This is a genomic window from Hungatella sp. SL.1.14 (genome assembly GCF_024460495.1).
Taxonomy (GTDB): domain Bacteria; phylum Bacillota; class Clostridia; order Lachnospirales; family Lachnospiraceae; genus Hungatella; species Hungatella hathewayi.
The window spans coordinates 87,453-105,174 of record NZ_JANFYJ010000020.1 but is presented as its reverse complement, the minus strand read 5'-3'; the positions used below and the strand labels follow the sequence as shown (position 1 = coordinate 105,174).

The following is a 17,722-nucleotide window of genomic DNA, read 5'->3' as shown; positions in this document are numbered from 1 at the left end:
CGTATTAGGTATTCAGAAGTTTGGTCAAATCCTCAATAGAAGCATCCATCTTCACAGAGACTTCTTCCATAGTCATACCTGACGCCAGAAAACACCTGAGCACCATTTTCATATCCTCGCCAACCTCTATGAGATGCCTATCCAGATCTCTGTTGTGTTACTTACCGGCAAACCTAAAATGATTTATACGACATATTCCTCGACAAACTGGAATTTATCGCTATTTGTAGATATATCGGACTTCTCGCAATTCTTTCCCTCCGAATATTATAATCTAAAAAATCATCTGTCGGTGAAAAACCAAATTGTTCATAAAAATGCCTTGCTCTGCTGTTTTCTTCAAGAACCCATAAAAAGATATTTTCGTATCCTTGTATTTTTAATTCTGAAAGGGTAGATTTCATAAGAGTTTTTCCATAGCCTTTACCCATATAATTCGGTAGCAGATATATCGAAATAACTTCACCCCAGTCGTGAAACTGCTCAAAACGGGATTTACAAAAACTGCTTGTTCCCACAATTCTGCCATTGTCAATACAAATCAATGTTTTCCAGTTTGGGTTATCTAAGATTGACGACCAGCGTCCATTAGGAATCGAATCCAGATAGTCTTGAGGTATTATGCCTTTATATGCGCATTTCCAACTTTCCTCATATATCTTGCTTATTTCCATTCTATCATCGGTAGGTATAATATATCGAATTTCCATTTTCTCACCTCTCCAAATTCTAATTTGTTTATATGCCCGCTGCACATTAGCTATTCAGAAGTTTTGTTAGGTCCTCAATGGATACATCCATTTTTGAAGATACTTCTTCCATAGTCATTCCAGAAGCAAGGAAGCGCTTTACTACCATCTGCATATCCTCTCCAACCTCTATGAGATGCTCGTCCAAATCGTAGAACCGGATTACACGTTGTCCCCAGCTATGCTCAATGACTTCTCCCAAATATTCGATGTCCGAGTATGCTTTCAGCTTATTCAGGAAACCATCAAAATCCTGTTCCTCAAAGACGATCTCCGCATTGTTGGATTTCTTCAGTACCTTTTCCTTTGGTATACTTACCAGCCAGTCAAAATCCTGCTGTAATGCCAGACCGCAGGTAAAAGCGATATTCCTTCCGTAATCCTGATAGACTTCTACCCCGAACAGTTCCTCATAAAACTTTCTTGCAGCACTGATGTCCGCTACCGATATAACTGTACATACATACTTCATATAAACGCTCCTCAATCTATAGCTGTTCTTTATTTCTGATAAAGCCTTTTGTATAGCACACAACTAAATGAAATTATACTGCTTCCTTTTTTTATAACCATACTGCCCAATCTCCATAGTCAAATGTACCACTGCCGTGATGTAATTTACCATCTTCCCGTAACTGCCTGAACGCATTTCTCATTCTGATTAAAATCTCCGGCTGAATATCCAAACTATGATGCGCAGGAAAAACCTTTTTGACCGGAAGCTCCGAAATCTTTTCAAGAGAAGCAAGGTATGCGTCCGGGTCTGTTGACGGATAATAGGCAAATAAAGTGTCCTTATAAACCAGGTCTCCGGTAAACAGATAACCTCTGTCTGATTCCCAGAAACACATATGCCCCGGAGCATGACCCGGAGTATGCAATACCTGTATATTCCGTCCACCTAATTCAATGTTCTCTCCATCCTCCAATACCTTAGTTGGCGTTCCCTGGAAAAACTCATAAGAGCCTGTATCGTAACCGTCTGGTAAATCGCAGCGGTCTGCCACCATCTCTCTGATTGTTTCTATTGTCAGAGGAAACTCACCGTTCAGCCAGCTCAATTCTTCCGCATGGGCATAAAAGTCCGGAAAAAACTTATGACCCCCAATATGATCCCAATGAATATGGGTGGCAACGGCCGTAACAGGCTTATTTGTCAGCTTCATTACTTCATCATAAATATTGCAGATTCCCAGACCCGTATCAATCAATAAGCTGCGGCTGGATCCATTTAACAGATAGCAATGCGTCTCCTCCCAATGCCGGTATTCGCTGATAATATATGTATCTTCATCAATCTGATCAATCGTGAACCATTTATCCATTTGCAAGCATACCTCCATAATTAATATCTGATTCCCTTTGCAGAACATCACTTATTTTTCTGCCAAAGGGCGTTTATTACTTTCACTCATTAATATTATTTACTCTTTTTCCGTCTCTTCCTCTACAGGGCGCCACGCCTCTCCAAATTTTATATCCCTGAATAGCGCGGCAAGACCTGTAATCTGCTTGAGACGCAAAATTTCATCTCTATCCATTCCCAAATGCTTTGAGATCCAGGCGTCTGATCGCCCAAACTCATGAAGTTCCTTTACGATGTTGCTCATCAGATCCACATCGTGAGTGCCTCGTGCCCTGTTATGGCGAACGGTGCTGGCCATACGTTTATCAATCGGTTTCTCAATGACAGAAACCGGCAGCAATCCCTGTTCTCTCTCGTAGATATCCGGATGATCCATCATCACCTGATACCGGTGGAAGCCGTCCACAATCAGATAAATATCCTGCGATTTTACATAATAGCATACGACCGGCATCGTATATCCGTCTTCTTTGATGCTCTCATAAAGCAGCCTCATTTCCGGCGGAGCAACCTTATTTGGATTGTAGTTATTGGGCCGTACCTTCTCTATTGGAACAGCTATCACATTATAAACTGGGCTTTTATACTTCATAATCGAATTCCTCTATACTTTTGTATTTACGGCGTATCATATCCAACCGTTTCTGTTGCTGCCGTGTCATCCCAAATCCCATGAAGCGGCAGATATGGTCATTTTTCAAAATGCAGTAACACATCCGCTTCCAACTGGGGATATCCTTTGTGGATTTGATATCGTCCGTGTGATCCGGTATGGGTCCCACAAATACAATCCGTGATTTTTGGTTCAATGTATAATTGGAAACACCGTTTCGTCTAATTTGATACCCCTTCTCCTGAAGCTCCTGAATTACAGACTCGTCCAACCCACCGCCTGTCCCATGCCAGAACTGGATAGAGGTATTGAATTTCTTAGCGTAGTTATTCCGCAGCCTTTTGGGCAGTGTATCCAATAAAAACTTCGTATAAGATTTCCATGTATGCCCCTCTGGCAAAGTAATATTCCGGTAGCCCATCGCTTTGCTCTTTCCATAAATGGAAGCGAAATTTGCGCCTTGTACACGCCCTACAAGCTTGCACCAAATCTCCGGGTCTATGACGCGGTATAGATTCAGGGCATCCTTCGCATAGTCATTAAACGGGGAGGCCACACGCATCTGCGAGGGCTTCAGTCCAGCCATATAATAGAGATCATACAGGCGGTTATAGTCATAACCAAATAAATAGGTGGCGTGCCATACATCATCCGTAGACCAGTCGTATAAAGGGGAGGCACACCAGACATCTTTAAACTGTTTGCTGATCCAGCAGGTATCCTTATAGCCATATTTTTTATTCAAAAACCCGCTGTACCGCTGTAAAGATTCATCTGCCCGATTTCCAAGCAGGCATACTGTTTTTCCGCCGTCATGGGCGTCCCGGTACCAGCGCCCGAATTGTTTTGCCAAATCTTCCTGGTGCATCCGGTAACGATATGTAGTCATTCTATTATTTTCCAGATTGATGACATATTCTTTTTGTGGCATCTCCCGGACCCAGAGTTCCTTCTTCGTATCATCCCATGGATACCAGTACATCTCATAGCTGCTTAATGCGGTTCTGGTGGCCATGGGCAAGCAGACCCAATAAAGCTCAACCTGATCCTGAATCCGTTCAAAGGTGCGTTCCACATACTCAGTCGTCACCGTATACTGTGCCTCAAAGTCCTGATGAAACACGCCAATGGCCCTTTCCGGATAATGCTGATTCCGATAATCCAGAACCAGATTGAGCAGCAAACCGCTGTCCTTGCCTCCGGAAAAAGAGACATAGATATGATCAAACTCCTCAAAGAGAAAATGCATCCGCGCTAAAAACGCATCATAAACATTCATATGCAGATACTCTCTTACCAAAAATACACCTCTCTTCTTCTGTCCTTTCCAAGAACCGGATACATTTCGATGAACTCACTTCGATTCTCAATTCCTCACTATCCATTAATGAACGATGTCTGTATCCAAATTCTCACTTTTTCTTTCGCAGTTTCAAGTCAATATTATTCTTTTCTGCTTCCGCCTTCAGCAACCAAGCAGTAAAAGCGCTTTTTCTTTGAGCGTCAGGTTTTCCAAATCGGATCTGTTCTCAATTTTTCCAAGTACTGCTCTCAGTTCATGAATCTTCAGAAGGTTTACTGCAACACAAAATAAGGTCTTTTTACGGCCATCATTATATCCTGCAAGAAGAGTGCCCAGTATTTCTACCTTTTCTTCCTGCTCTGCATTGTAAGCTTCAATCCCAATCTGCCGGGCCTTCTCTAAATCGCTCTTCTGGTTTCGATGTGAAATAAAAGAATCAAATTTGTCTATCTTCTCGTATTTTTCGCAGGGGTATTCATTGCATTGAAAGCAATACTCTATCCCATTATGTTCCATACTGCACCTTGCTATTTTACATGAGTGATTTTCCTCACCACAACCGAGACAATTTTTATTCAAATACATAGGGCAAAGCCCACAATTCAATCCACAGAGAGAAAATAATTTATTTTGTCGATGGAATCCTTTCATGCTGCCTCCCTAAACGGTTTACACACCTGTGTTTCCCTCTTTCCTTGTTTTTTATCATTGTAACATCTCCTGTGCTGCCAGGCAATTCCCTATAAAGAGAAATTACCTAATACAGACTGAATAAACGGCTGGGAAAAAAACATTACTACGCCAACCGTTACATATAAAAGATATAACTCACGTTCCTTGCAGCCAAGCCAGTTTAATTGTGGAAACCGATTAATAATCAATTTTCCTATTAAATATCCTATCATTGTACCTGCCACATTCGTTATCACATCATTTATATCGGTTGCGCGAAAGGTAAATATCTGCAGTATTTCAATACCCAGTGATGTCATCAGGCCCAAGCCCACTGTTTTCATCATACTTCTGTATTCGGGCCATAAGCATGGAACAAATATACCTAATGGGATAAAAAGCAAAACATTCAGATAGCTGTTCGTTATATCGGTCAACATCCCACGCAGAGGAATAAAGTTATGAGATAAAACGATTCTCATCCCTGCTATATTGGGAAATCCCACTAAAAAGCATATTGCAGCCAGATATAATGAAAAAAGTATATAGGCTGCCGTCTTTTTTATGTTATGAAATATAAATATATGATATAAAAAAAGAATCGGTATCAGTATCGCTGATGCAGCCGCAGTTTCTATCCCTGTTGAATATATTCTATACATAAACATCTCCATATGCACATCCTGTCTCTGTATTAAATAGAAGTATCTTTTCCGGCTTTAGCCGAATATATACCTCCTGCCCGGCCCGGCCTGAGAAATCCGCGCCTGTTACCATCGTCATATCCGGTATATCAGCCCCGGTGAGGAAAACTGCCGCTTCACGCCCGGTATTTTCTAAAATGCTGATTTTCATCCGCACTGCATGAGGATCGTCCGGTGCCGCCGGCACAATGTGTTCGGGACGGATACCTGCCTTAATGGGCCCCTGCAGTCCTCTTGCGTCCAGACCGCTTTTACCCATCGGAATACGGGCATTTCCCAGGGTCAGATAATGTTGTCCGTTATTTGAAATAAGCTCTGTGTCCCACACATTCATATTGGGTGAGCCTATGAACCCAGCAACAAACAGATTCGCCGGATTTCTATATATTTCCTGCGGTGTTCCAAATTGCTGTAAAACACCGCCGCTTATTACGGCGATGCGCGTCCCCATCGTCATTGCCTCCGTCTGATCATGGGTGACATATATGGTTGTTACCCCCAGCTCCCGTTGGAGCGTTATAATCTCCCGGCGCATTTCTGTGCGGAGCTTCGCATCGAGATTGGCTAACGGCTCATCCATGAGAAACAGTCCGGGTTTTCTTATCATGGCCCGCGCAAGGGCAACACGCTGGCGCTGGCCGCCGGACAAGGCCCCCGGTTTCCTTTCAAGCAGAGCATCCAGCTCCAGCTTTTGCGCCACTTCTGCTACCCTTTTCTCCCTTTCCGTTTTGCCGATATGCTGCATTTTAAGGGGAAAAGCAATATTATCTTTTACTTTCATATTGGGATAAAGGGCGTAATTTTGGAATACCATGGCAATATCGCGGTTCTTTGGCGGAACCTGGTTCACAGTCCTGCCGTCCATAATGACCTCGCCGCTGCTTATACTCTCAAGTCCTGCAATCATGCGCAGCAGCGTTGTCTTTCCGCAGCCGGAAGGGCCTACAAAAACTATAAATTCCCCTCTCTTTATTTCCATATCCATATCCTTAACAGCATGAACATCGCCTGGATACCATTTATTCACTTTGCTTATCTGCAGATCGCCTGCAAAATTCCTGTTTTCCATATATTAATCCCCTGTGTTAATCTTTCATTCCGGAAGATATAATGCCCTGCTCCAGATATTTCTGCCCGGACAGGAATATCAAAAGAGGAGGCATCAGTGTAATCAGTGATGCAATTAATGATACCCCGGCGTTATCCGCCGTGATGTTTGACATATATAATGACAGCGGCCAGAGCGCCTGGTTTTTTAAGAATGCCTGAGGCGCTTCTATTGCGTTCCAGTATTCCAAGAAGCCCAATACCACAGCCGAGAGAATGCCCGGCGCTCCCAGCGGAAGCCCAAATCGTAAAAAAGTCTGAAATGAGGAAGCCCCATCCACGGCTGCCGCCTCCATGACCGCCTCCGGTATGTCCATGAAAAAACGTGTCATGATGAATACCGGAAGTGTTGATGCCGCACCGGGCAGTATGACTGCCCACACGGTATCAATCAGGCCCAGTTTGTTCAGGACAAGATAGCTGGAAACCATGGTCACCTGAAATGGCATCAGCATCAGGACAATATACAAGGTATAGAGTATCTTTTTCCCGCGAAAATGAAACTTTGCAAATGCCCATGCCGCAGGTGCGCCCAAAAGGACATGGCCAAGTATGATTGGAAAAACCTGCCTGCAGGAATTCCAGAATACCGTAAAAAACTGGGGCGTATCCAATAATAGTTCCACATATGCCGCCAGAGTCGGATAACGCGCCATTACAGGCCATACAGCCGTTCCTCCCCTGCCCTCCAGGACAGGCGCAAGATTTTCAGACAGCTCTGCCCCTCCCATAAAGGTACCGGATATCAGCATCCAAAGAGGCAGCCATATAAAGACCGAAATCAATACAAGGGGCAAGCCAAGAAGCCATTTTTTCATATCCTATCTCCTCTGTTCATAATTTTTTGCAGCAGTAGTATTAAAATAAATACCAGAATTGCCATCATCACAGCTCCGGCACACATTTTATCCACATCCAGATTGCCGTACCAGTTATTGAATAAGTGCTGAAGCATGTAAATACTGTCATCCGGATAACCTCCCGCAATCAGATAAGCCTCCCTGAACACCTTAAAGGAATTGAGCAGCGACAGCACGGTAATGGTAAATAATGTGGGCATAAGATTGGGAAGCGTAATCCTCACAAACCGCTGGAGGCTTCCGGCGCCGTCTATCTGAGCCGCCTCATATAATGCCGGATTTATGGCGCTGAGTCCTGACAGCCACAGCACCATATCATATCCGAAATTCTTCCACAGATAAGCAAACACCAACACGCCAAAGGCGGCCTTACTTCCAATCCAGTCAACCGGAACCAAACCCCAAAGTGCAGTAAATGCATTGAGAAGTCCATTTTTATGAAAAATCACACGCCACAAAAGAACAATCGAAGCAACGGGAACCGCCATGGGTACAAGAAACGAGGTCTTGAAAATGCCGCGCTTTTCCCTGAAGGAGGCCAGCATCAGGGAAACAGCCAGGGAAAAGAGTAACAGAAGCGGTATGCAGACTAAGATAAATCTTGCTGTATTAGCTGCCGCCAGCTGAAACGCATGGTTCCTCAAGACTGACAGATAATTTTGAAATCCCACAAACCGGTCACCGGCAGCCAGGAAAAAGGAACGGCGCAGAGCGTCCAGCATAGGAATCAGCACCATAATGCTCACGAACAGCAGGCTCGGCAGCAAAAACAGCCATGGTACCATTTGTTCCCGGATCGGAACACTGTATTCACGTTTTTTCTTCATCCATAATCCTCCCTTCACGGACATCGGCGGCAAGTGTTTCTTTCAGACAGTAAAAGAGAAAATCCACACATATCCAAAGACATGGCAGAAGATACATCGCTTTGCAAAAGGTCATATTGTGAGCAGAGGCTATCTTGAATGAAATAAGGCAAAGTGTCAGTGTATATGCCGCACAATAGAACATCATTCTTTTGTAAGAGCGTATGGATACCAGCATTGCTGCGGCTGCCGTAAAGGCAGAGGCACACACAGAAAGCAGCACTGCCATAAATGACGAGGTCCAAAGCTCCATATCCCGGAAGGCAGGCCCGGCCGCCATCCAGGAGACCATATTTTTCCCCTGCTCCTGAAACAGATTTCCCCAGAACTCAAAATCAGACCACATTGTGGGGACAAACTCGGAAGGAAACTCAGGCAGATCCATACAAAACCATAATACGGCCAATATACCGAAAGCGATTAAAAAATAAACAGCCAGCAGTAGGGGATAACGGAAAAGCCTTTTTCCATGCCTGGTCACGCGCCCAAGGATACCAATTGCCAGAATGATCGCAGGGAGCCGGAGTATCATGCCAAGTACCCATGCAAATAATGTCAGGTCAAGGATCCGTCCCTCCGGAAAACCTGCCGATGAGAGATACTGACCGGCCCTCTCCCCTGCTCCCGGACCTGTAAACGTCAGCTGCATATTGGATAAGGGTTCTTTCGATTCCGCCTGCGCCTGTAAGAATAACCTTGGTTCTTCCTCCTCAAATATGCCGCGGACATAGAACCGCTTTCCTTCCGCCTTTACCGGCAACCCAATCACATTAATACTCCCCCACAGGGAGAATGCCAGACCGGTACTGACGGCACAGCCAGAGGCATCCGATCTGGCCGGATAAGCGCCGTCAGCCGGCATGGAGGAGACAACATCCCCGCAGTCTCCAAAGGCGGCAACTATATCCGCCTTCATCTCCTTTTTATCTGAAGCCATTATCTCCTGTTCCGGATATATCTGCCATAAGGTGACCTCCGGCTGGTTTCCTGCTCCATCCTGCCTTGCATACGTCTGCTGCCTGATAAGCTCTGAGGGGCTGACACCGCCCTTTTCCCATTTAATGCCAACACTGGTGCAGTGACTGATGGCCGTACTATAGAAAGAACAAGCGAAACTCCAAAGAACCGCTGCCAGTATTGCTGATATTGTCAACGCCCGGTAATGAGCAAACCTGTTAATTTTCAATGCGGACCCTGTCTCCTTCCGATATGATCTTATTTGAGCTTATAACTACCTGATCCGAATACGTAAGCGCGCCGTCAACATACATCATCTGACTGTCTCTTTCCTTTACTGTTATATCTACCCTTGCAATGACCCATTCTGTTCCCAGTACAGAGCTTTGTCTGCGGAGTACGAATACGTGGTCTCCGCCAAAATCACTTCTGAGTGCGGTAAGAGGCAGACAATTTTGATACGTCTCGCTCTTTCTGCTTAGAAAAAGCTGTGCCGGCATACCGGAAGTATAACCTCCCTCCGGCAGAACCGCAGTTACTAAAACCTGGTCCGACTCGTCCGGCGTGCTGATGGAATGAATCTCCACATCTGCTTTTTGTGTGCTTCCATCCAATTTGTAATGAAGCTCTCCCTTGTCCCCGGCTGAAAAGCGGCGCGCTGAATCTTTATCCAGTTTTCCTTCAAAAACAAATCCTCTGTCAGCAGAGGAAAGAATGACTGCATCTTCCCCCTCCTTTGTTTTATCCCCGCGTTCCAGCGTCCTCACCACCGTTCCAGGGGCCGGAGCCAAAAGACGTCCCCCATTATCCAGAATTTCCTGTAATGCAGCACGCGATTTCTCTTTATCTGACCGCTCAGATTCACAGGTAATTCTGTCAATCTCACCTTCCTTCTGCAATACCTCAGCCTGTCTCCGGGCATCTTCCAATGCTGCCTGCGCGGTCTCAACTGCCCTTCCCGCAGCATAAAGTTCTTCCTCCTCAGAATATTGGTTATCCTCTGACTCACGCCGGGCACGGTTTAACGCTTCTCTTGCAGTATCAATGGCAGCCTGGGCCTCACTGACTGCAGACTCAGTTGAAAAATCTTTTCCTTCCCTGACTGCTTCCAGCACTGTTTCTGCTTTATAAAGAGCATCTTTGGCTTTATCAATTTTACGTTTCCAGCGTCGCTTGATGGAATCCAGGTTATCGTCTGCCCTGTCATAGGACGATGAGTTATAGTCTGCTTTTGAAAGTTCCTTTTTGGCCTGGTTAAATGCCTTTTGCGCAATGGAAAGTTCCTCCTCCGCCTCCTTCAGCTCCTCCGTATAATCCGTGGCATCATCCGGCTGCTTCCCTGCAATCGCTTCCTTTATTTCGCTGACTCTCTGATTTGCCATATTAAGTTCATCTTTCGCCTGCTCATACGCTTCTAATGCCTGCTGATAACTATCCTCTGAATCATCAAGATTTTCTGATTCCTCATCCAGCGCCTGTTCTGCGGCGCGGATGGCGTCCTCCGCGTCCTCCCTTACATTTTGCAGGTTTTCCCTCGCTTCCTTCACAAGCGCTTCTGCCTTATTAATAAGAATCTTTTCCGCATCCGCCAGTGTTTCTTCAAGCTTTGTATAATCTTCTTTCAGCCGCATCTCTGCCCTGGCATACTTCGCAGCAATCCGCTCATACGCCTTTTTGGCATCCTCCAGCGTACGCTGTGCCTCAATCACATCATTGCCGCCATTGTTTGATGAAATATCCAATTTAAGATTAAGGATACGGATTTCTTCTTCCAGTTTCTTAATCCGTTCTTCTACGGCGGGGACATCAAATTCTATCAACGCCTCGCCTTTTTCTACTGATTTTCCCTTCCCGGCATATACGGAAACGGCCTTAAGGCCATCCGGAAGACTAATCCCTTTCTCCGCTGACGCATGGATAATCCCCTCCAATTCAACCCTGTTCATCAGCGTTTTGCCTGCCATAGAAGCTACCGAAACATGGGCGGTAGTAAAGGAATACGATACACGGGAAATAATTGTGCATACTAACATGAATGCAAAAAATCCAATCATAAGATATACAGCCATGCGCTGTACACGGTCTTCTATGAGGGGCCTGTATTTCTTTCCGGAAATAAGCATGGCCTTTTGTTCTCTTATTTTTTCCCCAATATGTAAACGCATAGCTGTATCATCTCCTATCAGGTTAATTGAACACAATCATAATGATTCTGTCTGCCAGGTAAGAACCGTCCGCCTGCTGTTTCCCGAAACACAGTACAAAATCACTGCCCCCTATCCTGTCTTTTTCACTGTCCTCCAAAAAGTAGCTGCTGCCATCCGATTTCACGGTTCCCTTTTGAAATACCGTGTCTTCTGTATAAGTAACCGTCATGCTGCCCCCATCTCCTGAAGATGAAGTGCCGTCCGCAAAGGGCGATGTATTAATCACGCACCCGGTATCCGAGCATTCGCCGGCTGTACCGCTCAAATCAGCAGACTTCATCATGTCATTCGCATCTGCAAACGTATCCATTGTATCTGAGTCCCCATTCCCGGCATCATCCTGAATTTGCAGAGACGAATCATTTTGGACCGCTTCCTCCTGCTTTTCAGGGACCTCCGCCTTCTCCTCCTTACTGGCAGTAATTACAGGATTACTTTCCTGTCTCTCTGTCGCTTCAATTCTTTCTGTTTCCGTTTTTGTATTTGTCTCTATACCTGCACAGCCGGTAACCAAAAGCATCCCCGCGCAGATAACTGCATATATCCCCATCATTCCTCTTTTCATAAGCTGTCTTTTCATAGTTTTGGCTCCTTTCCTTTGCATAAAAATTTTCACATTTGCTCATTGATATAAAGACTGGCCCGGCTCTGAATTCTTTCAGCCGCTTCCAGGGCGCTCCTGGCCCCTGAAAAATATTCCCGGGCCTCCTCTAATATCAGTGATTCCAGTGTCTGATTGTCATTCTCCACATAGGCTGCGCTGTTTAAAAGCTGCATTGTCAGCTCCACATCTTCTTTTGTTGCCTTGCCGTCTTCGTAAATCCATGTCCAGACAGATTTTCCATCCACCGCCGCCTGCGTGACCTTATCAAACGCCCTCTTATGAATCGGAAGCATCATACATGACATCTGATGCTCCTCTGTCAATAGTGTTCTGACAAATTCCCATGCCCCTTCCTTCCGGGAGCTGGACGAGGAGATTCCAACCTTCACTTCCGGTTTGATTACGTGGTACTCACCGCCGCCTCCGGGAAGTCCAAGAAATCTCAGATTCCCGTTGTAATAATTTCTGTACCGGGTGATGTGGTAAACGCTCAGCACAGTCTCATAGGCTGCTGCATAGCTTTCGCTCATCTCCGTTCCTCCAAAGCTGTTCTGGCTGCTTTCCTGTATTTTGCCGGCAAATTCCAGCATTTTTACAAATTCAGGTGAATCAAAAGAGCATTTGCCCAAATTCCAGTCAATAAAACTGCCATCTGTCTGAAGCATGATTTTCAGGAAGGAAGCACCAGACAGATTGTTTATGGAATTGGCTCCGTAAGTATCAAGGACCTTTTCCAGCTCCTGAATGGTCCAGCCATCGTTTCCAGCCACAATATCTTCACCGGCCAGCATAGTGGATATGGCTGCTCCGTCCGTAAGATAGGGCAGCTTTCCATCCAGGCTGATAGCTTCAAAGACATTTTCAAAGTAATCCTCTTTCCTGATTTCCGGATCATGTTCCATATATGGATAGAGATCTTCTAAAAGCCCTTTGCTTTGATAAATCTGTACAGACAAATGACTCATATCCAGGATATCCGGCATATCGCCGGAGATGATACGTGTATTAAGATTTATAATGGCATTATCCCATTCCTCGTCAGTCACATTCTGCGCATACGGAAAATACTCTGTCAGCTCAACCTTATACCTGTCGTTTGTTTTGTTAAAATCAGATACGGCCTGGACAAGGCCGGGGGTCGCGCTCAGGCTCACCATACTCAAATTCTCCCTCTCATCCGCCCCCTTGGTCAGAACCGCCATTTCATACGATAATACCTCAGTCTGATTAGATGAGGCTGCCAGGACCACAAAACGCCCGTCCGTGCATTCTCCAAGATGAACCTCTGATGTGCCAAGTCCCATATCCGACCAGTTAAAGACCGGGCTGCCCTCCTGCGCGCCCGCTGCATAACCATATAAAACCGAAGAATCAAACCGATAGAAATCTTTGTTCACACCTCCGTACAGCCCTGCTGTTGCGCCCAGATAGATTTTATCTTTACTCCAATCCAGGCTCTTCATGTCCACTGTCAGCAGGTCATAGTTCATACGGTCCGGGGAAGTTGCACAAATACCAATCTGTCCCCCGGCAGTCGTTGTGGTTGTCATAAGATTTCCCTCATAGTCGAGAGAAAATAAGAAACTGCCGTCATTGTCGAACAGATAGACCAGCGTATTTCTGCCTTTAGCAGCCACACAGATATTTCCCTCTCTATCAATGCTGAGGAACAAATCTCTTCCAACTGCCGATATGACTGAGGTGTCCATCACACCTGCCAGGTCAACCGACTGAACCAGTGAACCGCTGTTGTCAAATTTCCTTAAACTATAGACACCGGCCTGTTCCAGGCAAACCGCCCAGATACTGTTGTCCGGGGCAAAGCCAAAATCCAGAAGCGAAACCGAGGCGTCCAGCTCCAGATTCTGTTTCAAAAATTTACCGTCATCAATGTTCATTGCTGCCAGATAGGACGTGCCATCTTCCTCCAGACAGCACATATAGGCCATATCATCTTTGAGCAGAAGTCTTTCGATTCCTGTCACTGAGTCCGGAATATCAAAAAAGTCTGCAACATAGGAAGAATCCGGCTGCATGGCATCCATGCGGTTCCCGCAGGCTGTTATGGTAAAAATCAGTGCTGTTGTTCCCATTATTGTAAAAATCCGTCTTAACTTCTTTCTCACAGCCACCTCCATACTCTAAAATTACCTCCTTTCATATAAAAATTGCCTGCTCTATCAGGCAGTTTAAGCATACCATTGATGAGCAGGCAATTTTTTAATTTGAGATAATTGATTTTCTATGGAATGGTAAATGAATGATTAAGAAATTCCTAAGGCGATATACTCCTCTTTCTAAGATTTATCAGTTCAAAAACATTATTCATAATCTCCTTATCCCGTACTTCTAACATCAGCCATTTCTGTCCGTTACCAGTTTTTGCATCTCTGAATACTTTCTGCACATAGTCAGAAAATAACGGCATTAATAATTCTGCCTCCGTAAGTTCACGGCTTCCTATCACCACAAGAGCGATAAAATAACCCTGCATTGGGTAACAGGTACAAAGAGATTTCCCGCTTTTCTTGTATTTAATATTCCAGCCTGGCTGCATGGAACAGCGGCTGTAATCCATATAAGGCTCAATCCGGTAAGCGGACCGGATGCGGCTGTCAAACTCTGCCCATAACGGATTGTCAATATACTCCGCTATTTGCTTCAGAGATGGAGCATCGCCGTTTGTATAAAGCATATTCCAATCCATCCCAATATCCCTCCTACTCTTTTTTTTCCAACGGTATGGGCTTGACCCAAATTTCCATACAGGCCATGTCCTTTAGGTCACGATAATACTTTTCTGCTGAAAAAGGCTCCGTTGTTAAGCTGTGATGCGGCAGCCATGTACCAAAAAGGTATTTTCCACCCTGATTCAAGGCAACCGTTACCAAATCCTCAAAACTTTCTGCTTCAATCCTGCAAACAATGTATTCTCCCGCAGGGAGTTCTCTCTTTACAAAGTCTTCCTGCTGTTTATGCGGGATATTTCGAACAAGACCTCCCGCAAAATACGTGAAAAGGCCCTGTGCCGTATCTTCCGTATGGGACATTCCCATTTCCACATTGGCATCGACGTCTTCTGCGATTAACGTCTTCTCCATATGGTAGCGTTTCCAGAGCTGTCCCGGCACATCTACACCTGTGCTTTCACCAGCCGGAATCTGTTCGGAAATACGGACTTTAGTTTCAAAGCCGAGGTAAACTTCCGGTTCCGTCAACGTTTTTCTCTGGATTTCCAAGACGATATTTCCTACCACCAGCGGAACCCCTTCATCTACTAAGACGTAATTCATGGAAACTTCCGGCTTGTCGAATGTGTTGAGCATTGGTAAATCTCTCCTGTACTCTTCGGGTGTGATTCCATACGTTTCCTTGAAGGCCCGCGTAAAATTTGCATGGCTTGTAAAGCCATAGTCCAGGGCAGCGTCAAGTATTCTCTGTTCGGTATTACCCAGATTTTCAATCACCTTTGCCAGACGGCGGAGCTTCACATATTCCTGAACCGGTTTATTTACCAGCCGCTTGAACAAACGCTGAAAATAGAAAGGGGACAGGCCGGCAATATTTGCCAGTTCCTCCGTATAAATTTCTTCTGTTAAGTGTTCCTCTATAAATGTTAAGGATTGTTCGATTGCTTCCCATGCGTACATTGTTGTACCTCCTGTATTTGATGTTCACATTATATCATCTTATTTTTTACCGGGCTTATCACACAATGCGCTTTTCATAAAAAAATCATACTGTCCCCCTCCTATGTTTTAATAGTTGGTTTCATAAAAATTGCCTGTTCTCTTAGGTAAATCTAGCATACCATTGATGAACAGGCAATTTTCATACTTAAATTGATTTTTTTCTAAGATGCTGTGAAAGAGATTTTGGATGATGCTGATGGGATTTCAATGATGAAAGCAGTGCGTCCATTACTGCTTTCAGCCCTTATCTGTCCGCCATGCAGTACAATAATATTTTTTGCAATAGCAAGCCCCAAGCCGGAGCCTCCTGTCTCGCTTAATCTCGCATTGCTTAAACGGCAGAATTTATCAAAAATCACATTGAGCTTATCCTCCGGAATTTCCCCATCATTTTCAAATCGAATCACCGTCCATTCTGAAAGCTCTCTGGCTGAGACTTTGATAACGCTGTTTTCCGCACTATAAGAAATGGCATTTTTCAGGATATTATTAAACACTCTGGCCAGCTTATCAGAGTCTCCATATACAGATATGTCCTCATCTACATGATTCTCTATGATTTTTCCGCATGCATTCAACTGCGGATACAACTCATCTGAAATCTGAGCAATCATATAGAAAAGATCAACCTTTGTCTTATGAAGCGGAAGAGATTCCGAATGGCTGCGGGTAATCTCAAAAAACTCATTCACCAGGGTCCTGAGCCGGTTCGCCTTTTCCCATGCAGTATGGATATATTTTGCTTTCTCCTCATCGGGCATATCCGGTGTTTCATCTAAAAGACTGAGATATCCTATCACAGATGTCAGTGGGGTCTTGATATCATGAGCCAGATATACCACCAGATCATTCTTCTGCTGCTCCGCCCTCTTAGCCTCATCCGCCCGTTCTGCAAGTGTCCGCTTTACATCGGCCAGTTTATGCTCCACACTCTCCAGTTCCGGAGACAGGGAAATCGCTGCCCTTTCTTCCATAAGCTTGTCAATCCCTGTAACTACCTCATCAAAATATCTTTTATATGTATCCAAAAGCATGTGGAACAACAAAAAAACAAATATGATTATGACTAACGCAAGAATAAACTGCATATTGACAGTCACTATCTTGAAATATATCAAATCAGCTTCCTTCTCACTGATTGAAAGACTGCGTGCAACTGCCCCGACAATCGCGTCTGCCAAGTGTCCACGCGTCAGCATCCGCAGGGCAAAGACTGCAGCAACTGCTCCCATGGTAATCCATAATCCTCTGATAAATGTAATACGGCCGAGCTTTGAATAGTTATATTTTGTTTTTTTAAATTTCCCCAATTTTATATCCAACCCCCCAAACCGTTTTTATATATCTGGGACTTTCCCCGGTATCCTTCATCTTCTCACGAAGATGGCGGATGTGTACGGTAATTGTATTGTTACTCTTGGTATAATATTCTTCCTGCCAGACTTCATGGAATAATTCTTCGGCACTGACGACACTGCACTTGCGCTCTAAAAGAATTCTTAGTATGGAAAACTCCGTAGGGGTCAGTGACAGCGTCTCTCCATTAAGCCGGCATTCATATGTCTTAATGTTCATCGACAAACCGGCATATTTGAAGATTTCATCTGCTGCCGGAACCGCTGAGCCCGCATTATATTTCTTGTAACGGCGTAGCTGGGCCTTTACCCTTGCTACCAGCTCAAGGGGCAGGAACGGTTTTGTAATATAATCATCTGCACCGAGTGTAAGCCCGGTAATTTTATCCGTCTCTCCATCCTTAGCCGTAAGCATGATTACCGGATATGTGTACTCCTTACTTCGGATGGACTGACATATCGAAAGTCCGCTGATATCCGGAAGCATAATATCCAATATAGCCAAGTCAAAGTCTGTACTCCCAATACAGACAAGCGCTTCCTCCCCTGAATAAAACTTATATACATCCATATTTTCATTTTGAAGATATACTTCGATCAGATCCGCAATTTCTTTCTCATCATCAACAACAAGTATTTTTTCAAGCAAAGCATGACACTCCTTTCA

17 protein-coding genes and 2 pseudogenes are annotated in these 17,722 nt (G+C 44.8%); all 19 read right to left on the bottom strand.

Annotation, left to right across the window (positions count from 1 at the left end; translation table 11 throughout):
• Positions 1-4: 4 nt before the first annotated feature.
• Positions 5-148, bottom strand: a pseudogene (locus tag NE473_RS20585) (VOC family protein); the annotation flags it as partial.
• Between the two features lie 25 nt (positions 149-173).
• On the bottom strand, positions 174-710 hold the full coding sequence (locus NE473_RS20580; protein WP_002591381.1) for a GNAT family N-acetyltransferase: 537 nt from the start codon (positions 708-710) through the stop codon (positions 174-176).
• Positions 711-756: 46 nt separating this feature from the next.
• Positions 757-1,221, bottom strand: coding sequence for a VOC family protein (locus tag NE473_RS20575; protein ID WP_002591380.1), 465 nt, complete (start codon positions 1,219-1,221; stop codon positions 757-759).
• 91 nt (positions 1,222-1,312) lie between these two features.
• Positions 1,313-2,074, bottom strand: a complete 762-nt coding sequence (locus NE473_RS20570) for an MBL fold metallo-hydrolase (protein ID WP_002591379.1) — start codon at positions 2,072-2,074, stop codon at positions 1,313-1,315.
• Positions 2,075-2,173: 99 nt separating this feature from the next.
• On the bottom strand, positions 2,174-2,707 hold the full coding sequence (locus NE473_RS20565) for an IbrB-like domain-containing protein (RefSeq protein WP_002591378.1): 534 nt from the start codon (positions 2,705-2,707) through the stop codon (positions 2,174-2,176).
• Entirely contained in the window at positions 2,697-4,007 is a 1,311-nt protein-coding gene (locus NE473_RS20560; RefSeq protein WP_006774512.1) for a phosphoadenosine phosphosulfate reductase, read from the bottom strand. Before NE473_RS20560 ends, NE473_RS20565 begins: the two co-directional genes overlap by 11 nt.
• A 133-nt stretch (positions 4,008-4,140) precedes the next feature.
• A pseudogene (locus tag NE473_RS20555) lies at positions 4,141-4,682 on the bottom strand (DUF3795 domain-containing protein).
• An 89-nt stretch (positions 4,683-4,771) separates the two neighbouring features.
• Complete coding sequence (locus NE473_RS20550) at positions 4,772-5,365, bottom strand: VanZ family protein (RefSeq protein ID WP_002591375.1); 594 nt, start codon at positions 5,363-5,365, stop codon at positions 4,772-4,774.
• A complete protein-coding gene (locus NE473_RS20545; RefSeq protein WP_002591374.1) occupies positions 5,358-6,476 on the bottom strand; it encodes an ABC transporter ATP-binding protein in 1,119 nt (372 codons plus the stop codon). Before NE473_RS20545 ends, NE473_RS20550 begins: the two co-directional genes overlap by 8 nt.
• 16 nt (positions 6,477-6,492) lie before the next feature.
• Positions 6,493-7,332 carry a carbohydrate ABC transporter permease gene (locus NE473_RS20540; protein WP_002591373.1) on the bottom strand — a complete coding sequence of 280 codons (840 nt, stop codon included), beginning with the start codon at positions 7,330-7,332 and terminating at the stop codon, positions 6,493-6,495.
• Entirely contained in the window at positions 7,329-8,201 is an 873-nt protein-coding gene (locus NE473_RS20535) for a carbohydrate ABC transporter permease (RefSeq protein ID WP_002591372.1), read from the bottom strand. Before NE473_RS20535 ends, NE473_RS20540 begins: the two co-directional genes overlap by 4 nt.
• Positions 8,185-9,426: a hypothetical protein gene (locus NE473_RS20530; RefSeq protein ID WP_002591371.1), complete on the bottom strand. Its 1,242-nt coding sequence runs from the start codon at positions 9,424-9,426 to the stop codon at positions 8,185-8,187. Before NE473_RS20530 ends, NE473_RS20535 begins: the two co-directional genes overlap by 17 nt.
• Positions 9,416-11,362: a hypothetical protein gene (locus NE473_RS20525; protein ID WP_002591370.1), complete on the bottom strand. Its 1,947-nt coding sequence runs from the start codon at positions 11,360-11,362 to the stop codon at positions 9,416-9,418. Before NE473_RS20525 ends, NE473_RS20530 begins: the two co-directional genes overlap by 11 nt.
• A 22-nt stretch (positions 11,363-11,384) precedes the next feature.
• A complete protein-coding gene (locus tag NE473_RS20520) occupies positions 11,385-11,984 on the bottom strand; it encodes a hypothetical protein (protein ID WP_002591369.1) in 600 nt (199 codons plus the stop codon).
• Between the two features lie 32 nt (positions 11,985-12,016).
• Positions 12,017-14,146, bottom strand: coding sequence for an ABC transporter substrate-binding protein (locus tag NE473_RS20515; RefSeq protein WP_002591368.1), 2,130 nt, complete (start codon positions 14,144-14,146; stop codon positions 12,017-12,019).
• A 137-nt stretch (positions 14,147-14,283) separates the two neighbouring features.
• Positions 14,284-14,715, bottom strand: coding sequence for a DUF3788 domain-containing protein (locus NE473_RS20510; protein ID WP_002591367.1), 432 nt, complete (start codon positions 14,713-14,715; stop codon positions 14,284-14,286).
• A 13-nt stretch (positions 14,716-14,728) separates the two neighbouring features.
• Positions 14,729-15,658, bottom strand: coding sequence for an AraC family transcriptional regulator (locus tag NE473_RS20505; RefSeq protein ID WP_002591366.1), 930 nt, complete (start codon positions 15,656-15,658; stop codon positions 14,729-14,731).
• 203 nt (positions 15,659-15,861) lie between these two features.
• Positions 15,862-17,010 carry a sensor histidine kinase gene (locus NE473_RS20500; RefSeq protein ID WP_002591365.1) on the bottom strand — a complete coding sequence of 383 codons (1,149 nt, stop codon included), beginning with the start codon at positions 17,008-17,010 and terminating at the stop codon, positions 15,862-15,864.
• Complete coding sequence (vanR, locus tag NE473_RS20495) at positions 16,997-17,704, bottom strand: VanR-ABDEGLN family response regulator transcription factor (RefSeq protein WP_002591364.1); 708 nt, start codon at positions 17,702-17,704, stop codon at positions 16,997-16,999. Before vanR ends, NE473_RS20500 begins: the two co-directional genes overlap by 14 nt.
• Positions 17,705-17,722 lie beyond the last annotated feature (18 nt).

What these genes read in the sequence shown, in the direction of transcription:
- NE473_RS20550 (WP_002591375.1), bottom strand. Translation starts at nt 5,365, where the DNA reads ATGTATAGAATATATTCAACAGGGATAGAAACTGCGGCTGCATCAGCG.
- NE473_RS20575 (WP_002591380.1), bottom strand. Translation starts at nt 1,221, where the DNA reads ATGAAGTATGTATGTACAGTTATATCGGTAGCGGACATCAGTGCTGCA.
- NE473_RS20565 (WP_002591378.1), bottom strand. Translation starts at nt 2,707, where the DNA reads ATGAAGTATAAAAGCCCAGTTTATAATGTGATAGCTGTTCCAATAGAG.
- NE473_RS20560 (WP_006774512.1), bottom strand. Translation starts at nt 4,007, where the DNA reads ATGAATGTTTATGATGCGTTTTTAGCGCGGATGCATTTTCTCTTTGAG.
- NE473_RS20505 (WP_002591366.1), bottom strand. Translation starts at nt 15,658, where the DNA reads ATGTACGCATGGGAAGCAATCGAACAATCCTTAACATTTATAGAGGAA.
- NE473_RS20540 (WP_002591373.1), bottom strand. Translation starts at nt 7,332, where the DNA reads ATGAAAAAATGGCTTCTTGGCTTGCCCCTTGTATTGATTTCGGTCTTT.
- NE473_RS20545 (WP_002591374.1), bottom strand. Translation starts at nt 6,476, where the DNA reads ATGGAAAACAGGAATTTTGCAGGCGATCTGCAGATAAGCAAAGTGAAT.
- NE473_RS20520 (WP_002591369.1), bottom strand. Translation starts at nt 11,984, where the DNA reads ATGAAAAGACAGCTTATGAAAAGAGGAATGATGGGGATATATGCAGTT.
- NE473_RS20525 (WP_002591370.1), bottom strand. Translation starts at nt 11,362, where the DNA reads ATGCGTTTACATATTGGGGAAAAAATAAGAGAACAAAAGGCCATGCTT.
- NE473_RS20535 (WP_002591372.1), bottom strand. Translation starts at nt 8,201, where the DNA reads ATGAAGAAAAAACGTGAATACAGTGTTCCGATCCGGGAACAAATGGTA.
- NE473_RS20570 (WP_002591379.1), bottom strand. Translation starts at nt 2,074, where the DNA reads ATGGATAAATGGTTCACGATTGATCAGATTGATGAAGATACATATATT.
- NE473_RS20510 (WP_002591367.1), bottom strand. Translation starts at nt 14,715, where the DNA reads ATGGATTGGAATATGCTTTATACAAACGGCGATGCTCCATCTCTGAAG.
- NE473_RS20580 (WP_002591381.1), bottom strand. Translation starts at nt 710, where the DNA reads ATGGAAATTCGATATATTATACCTACCGATGATAGAATGGAAATAAGC.
- NE473_RS20515 (WP_002591368.1), bottom strand. Translation starts at nt 14,146, where the DNA reads ATGGAGGTGGCTGTGAGAAAGAAGTTAAGACGGATTTTTACAATAATG.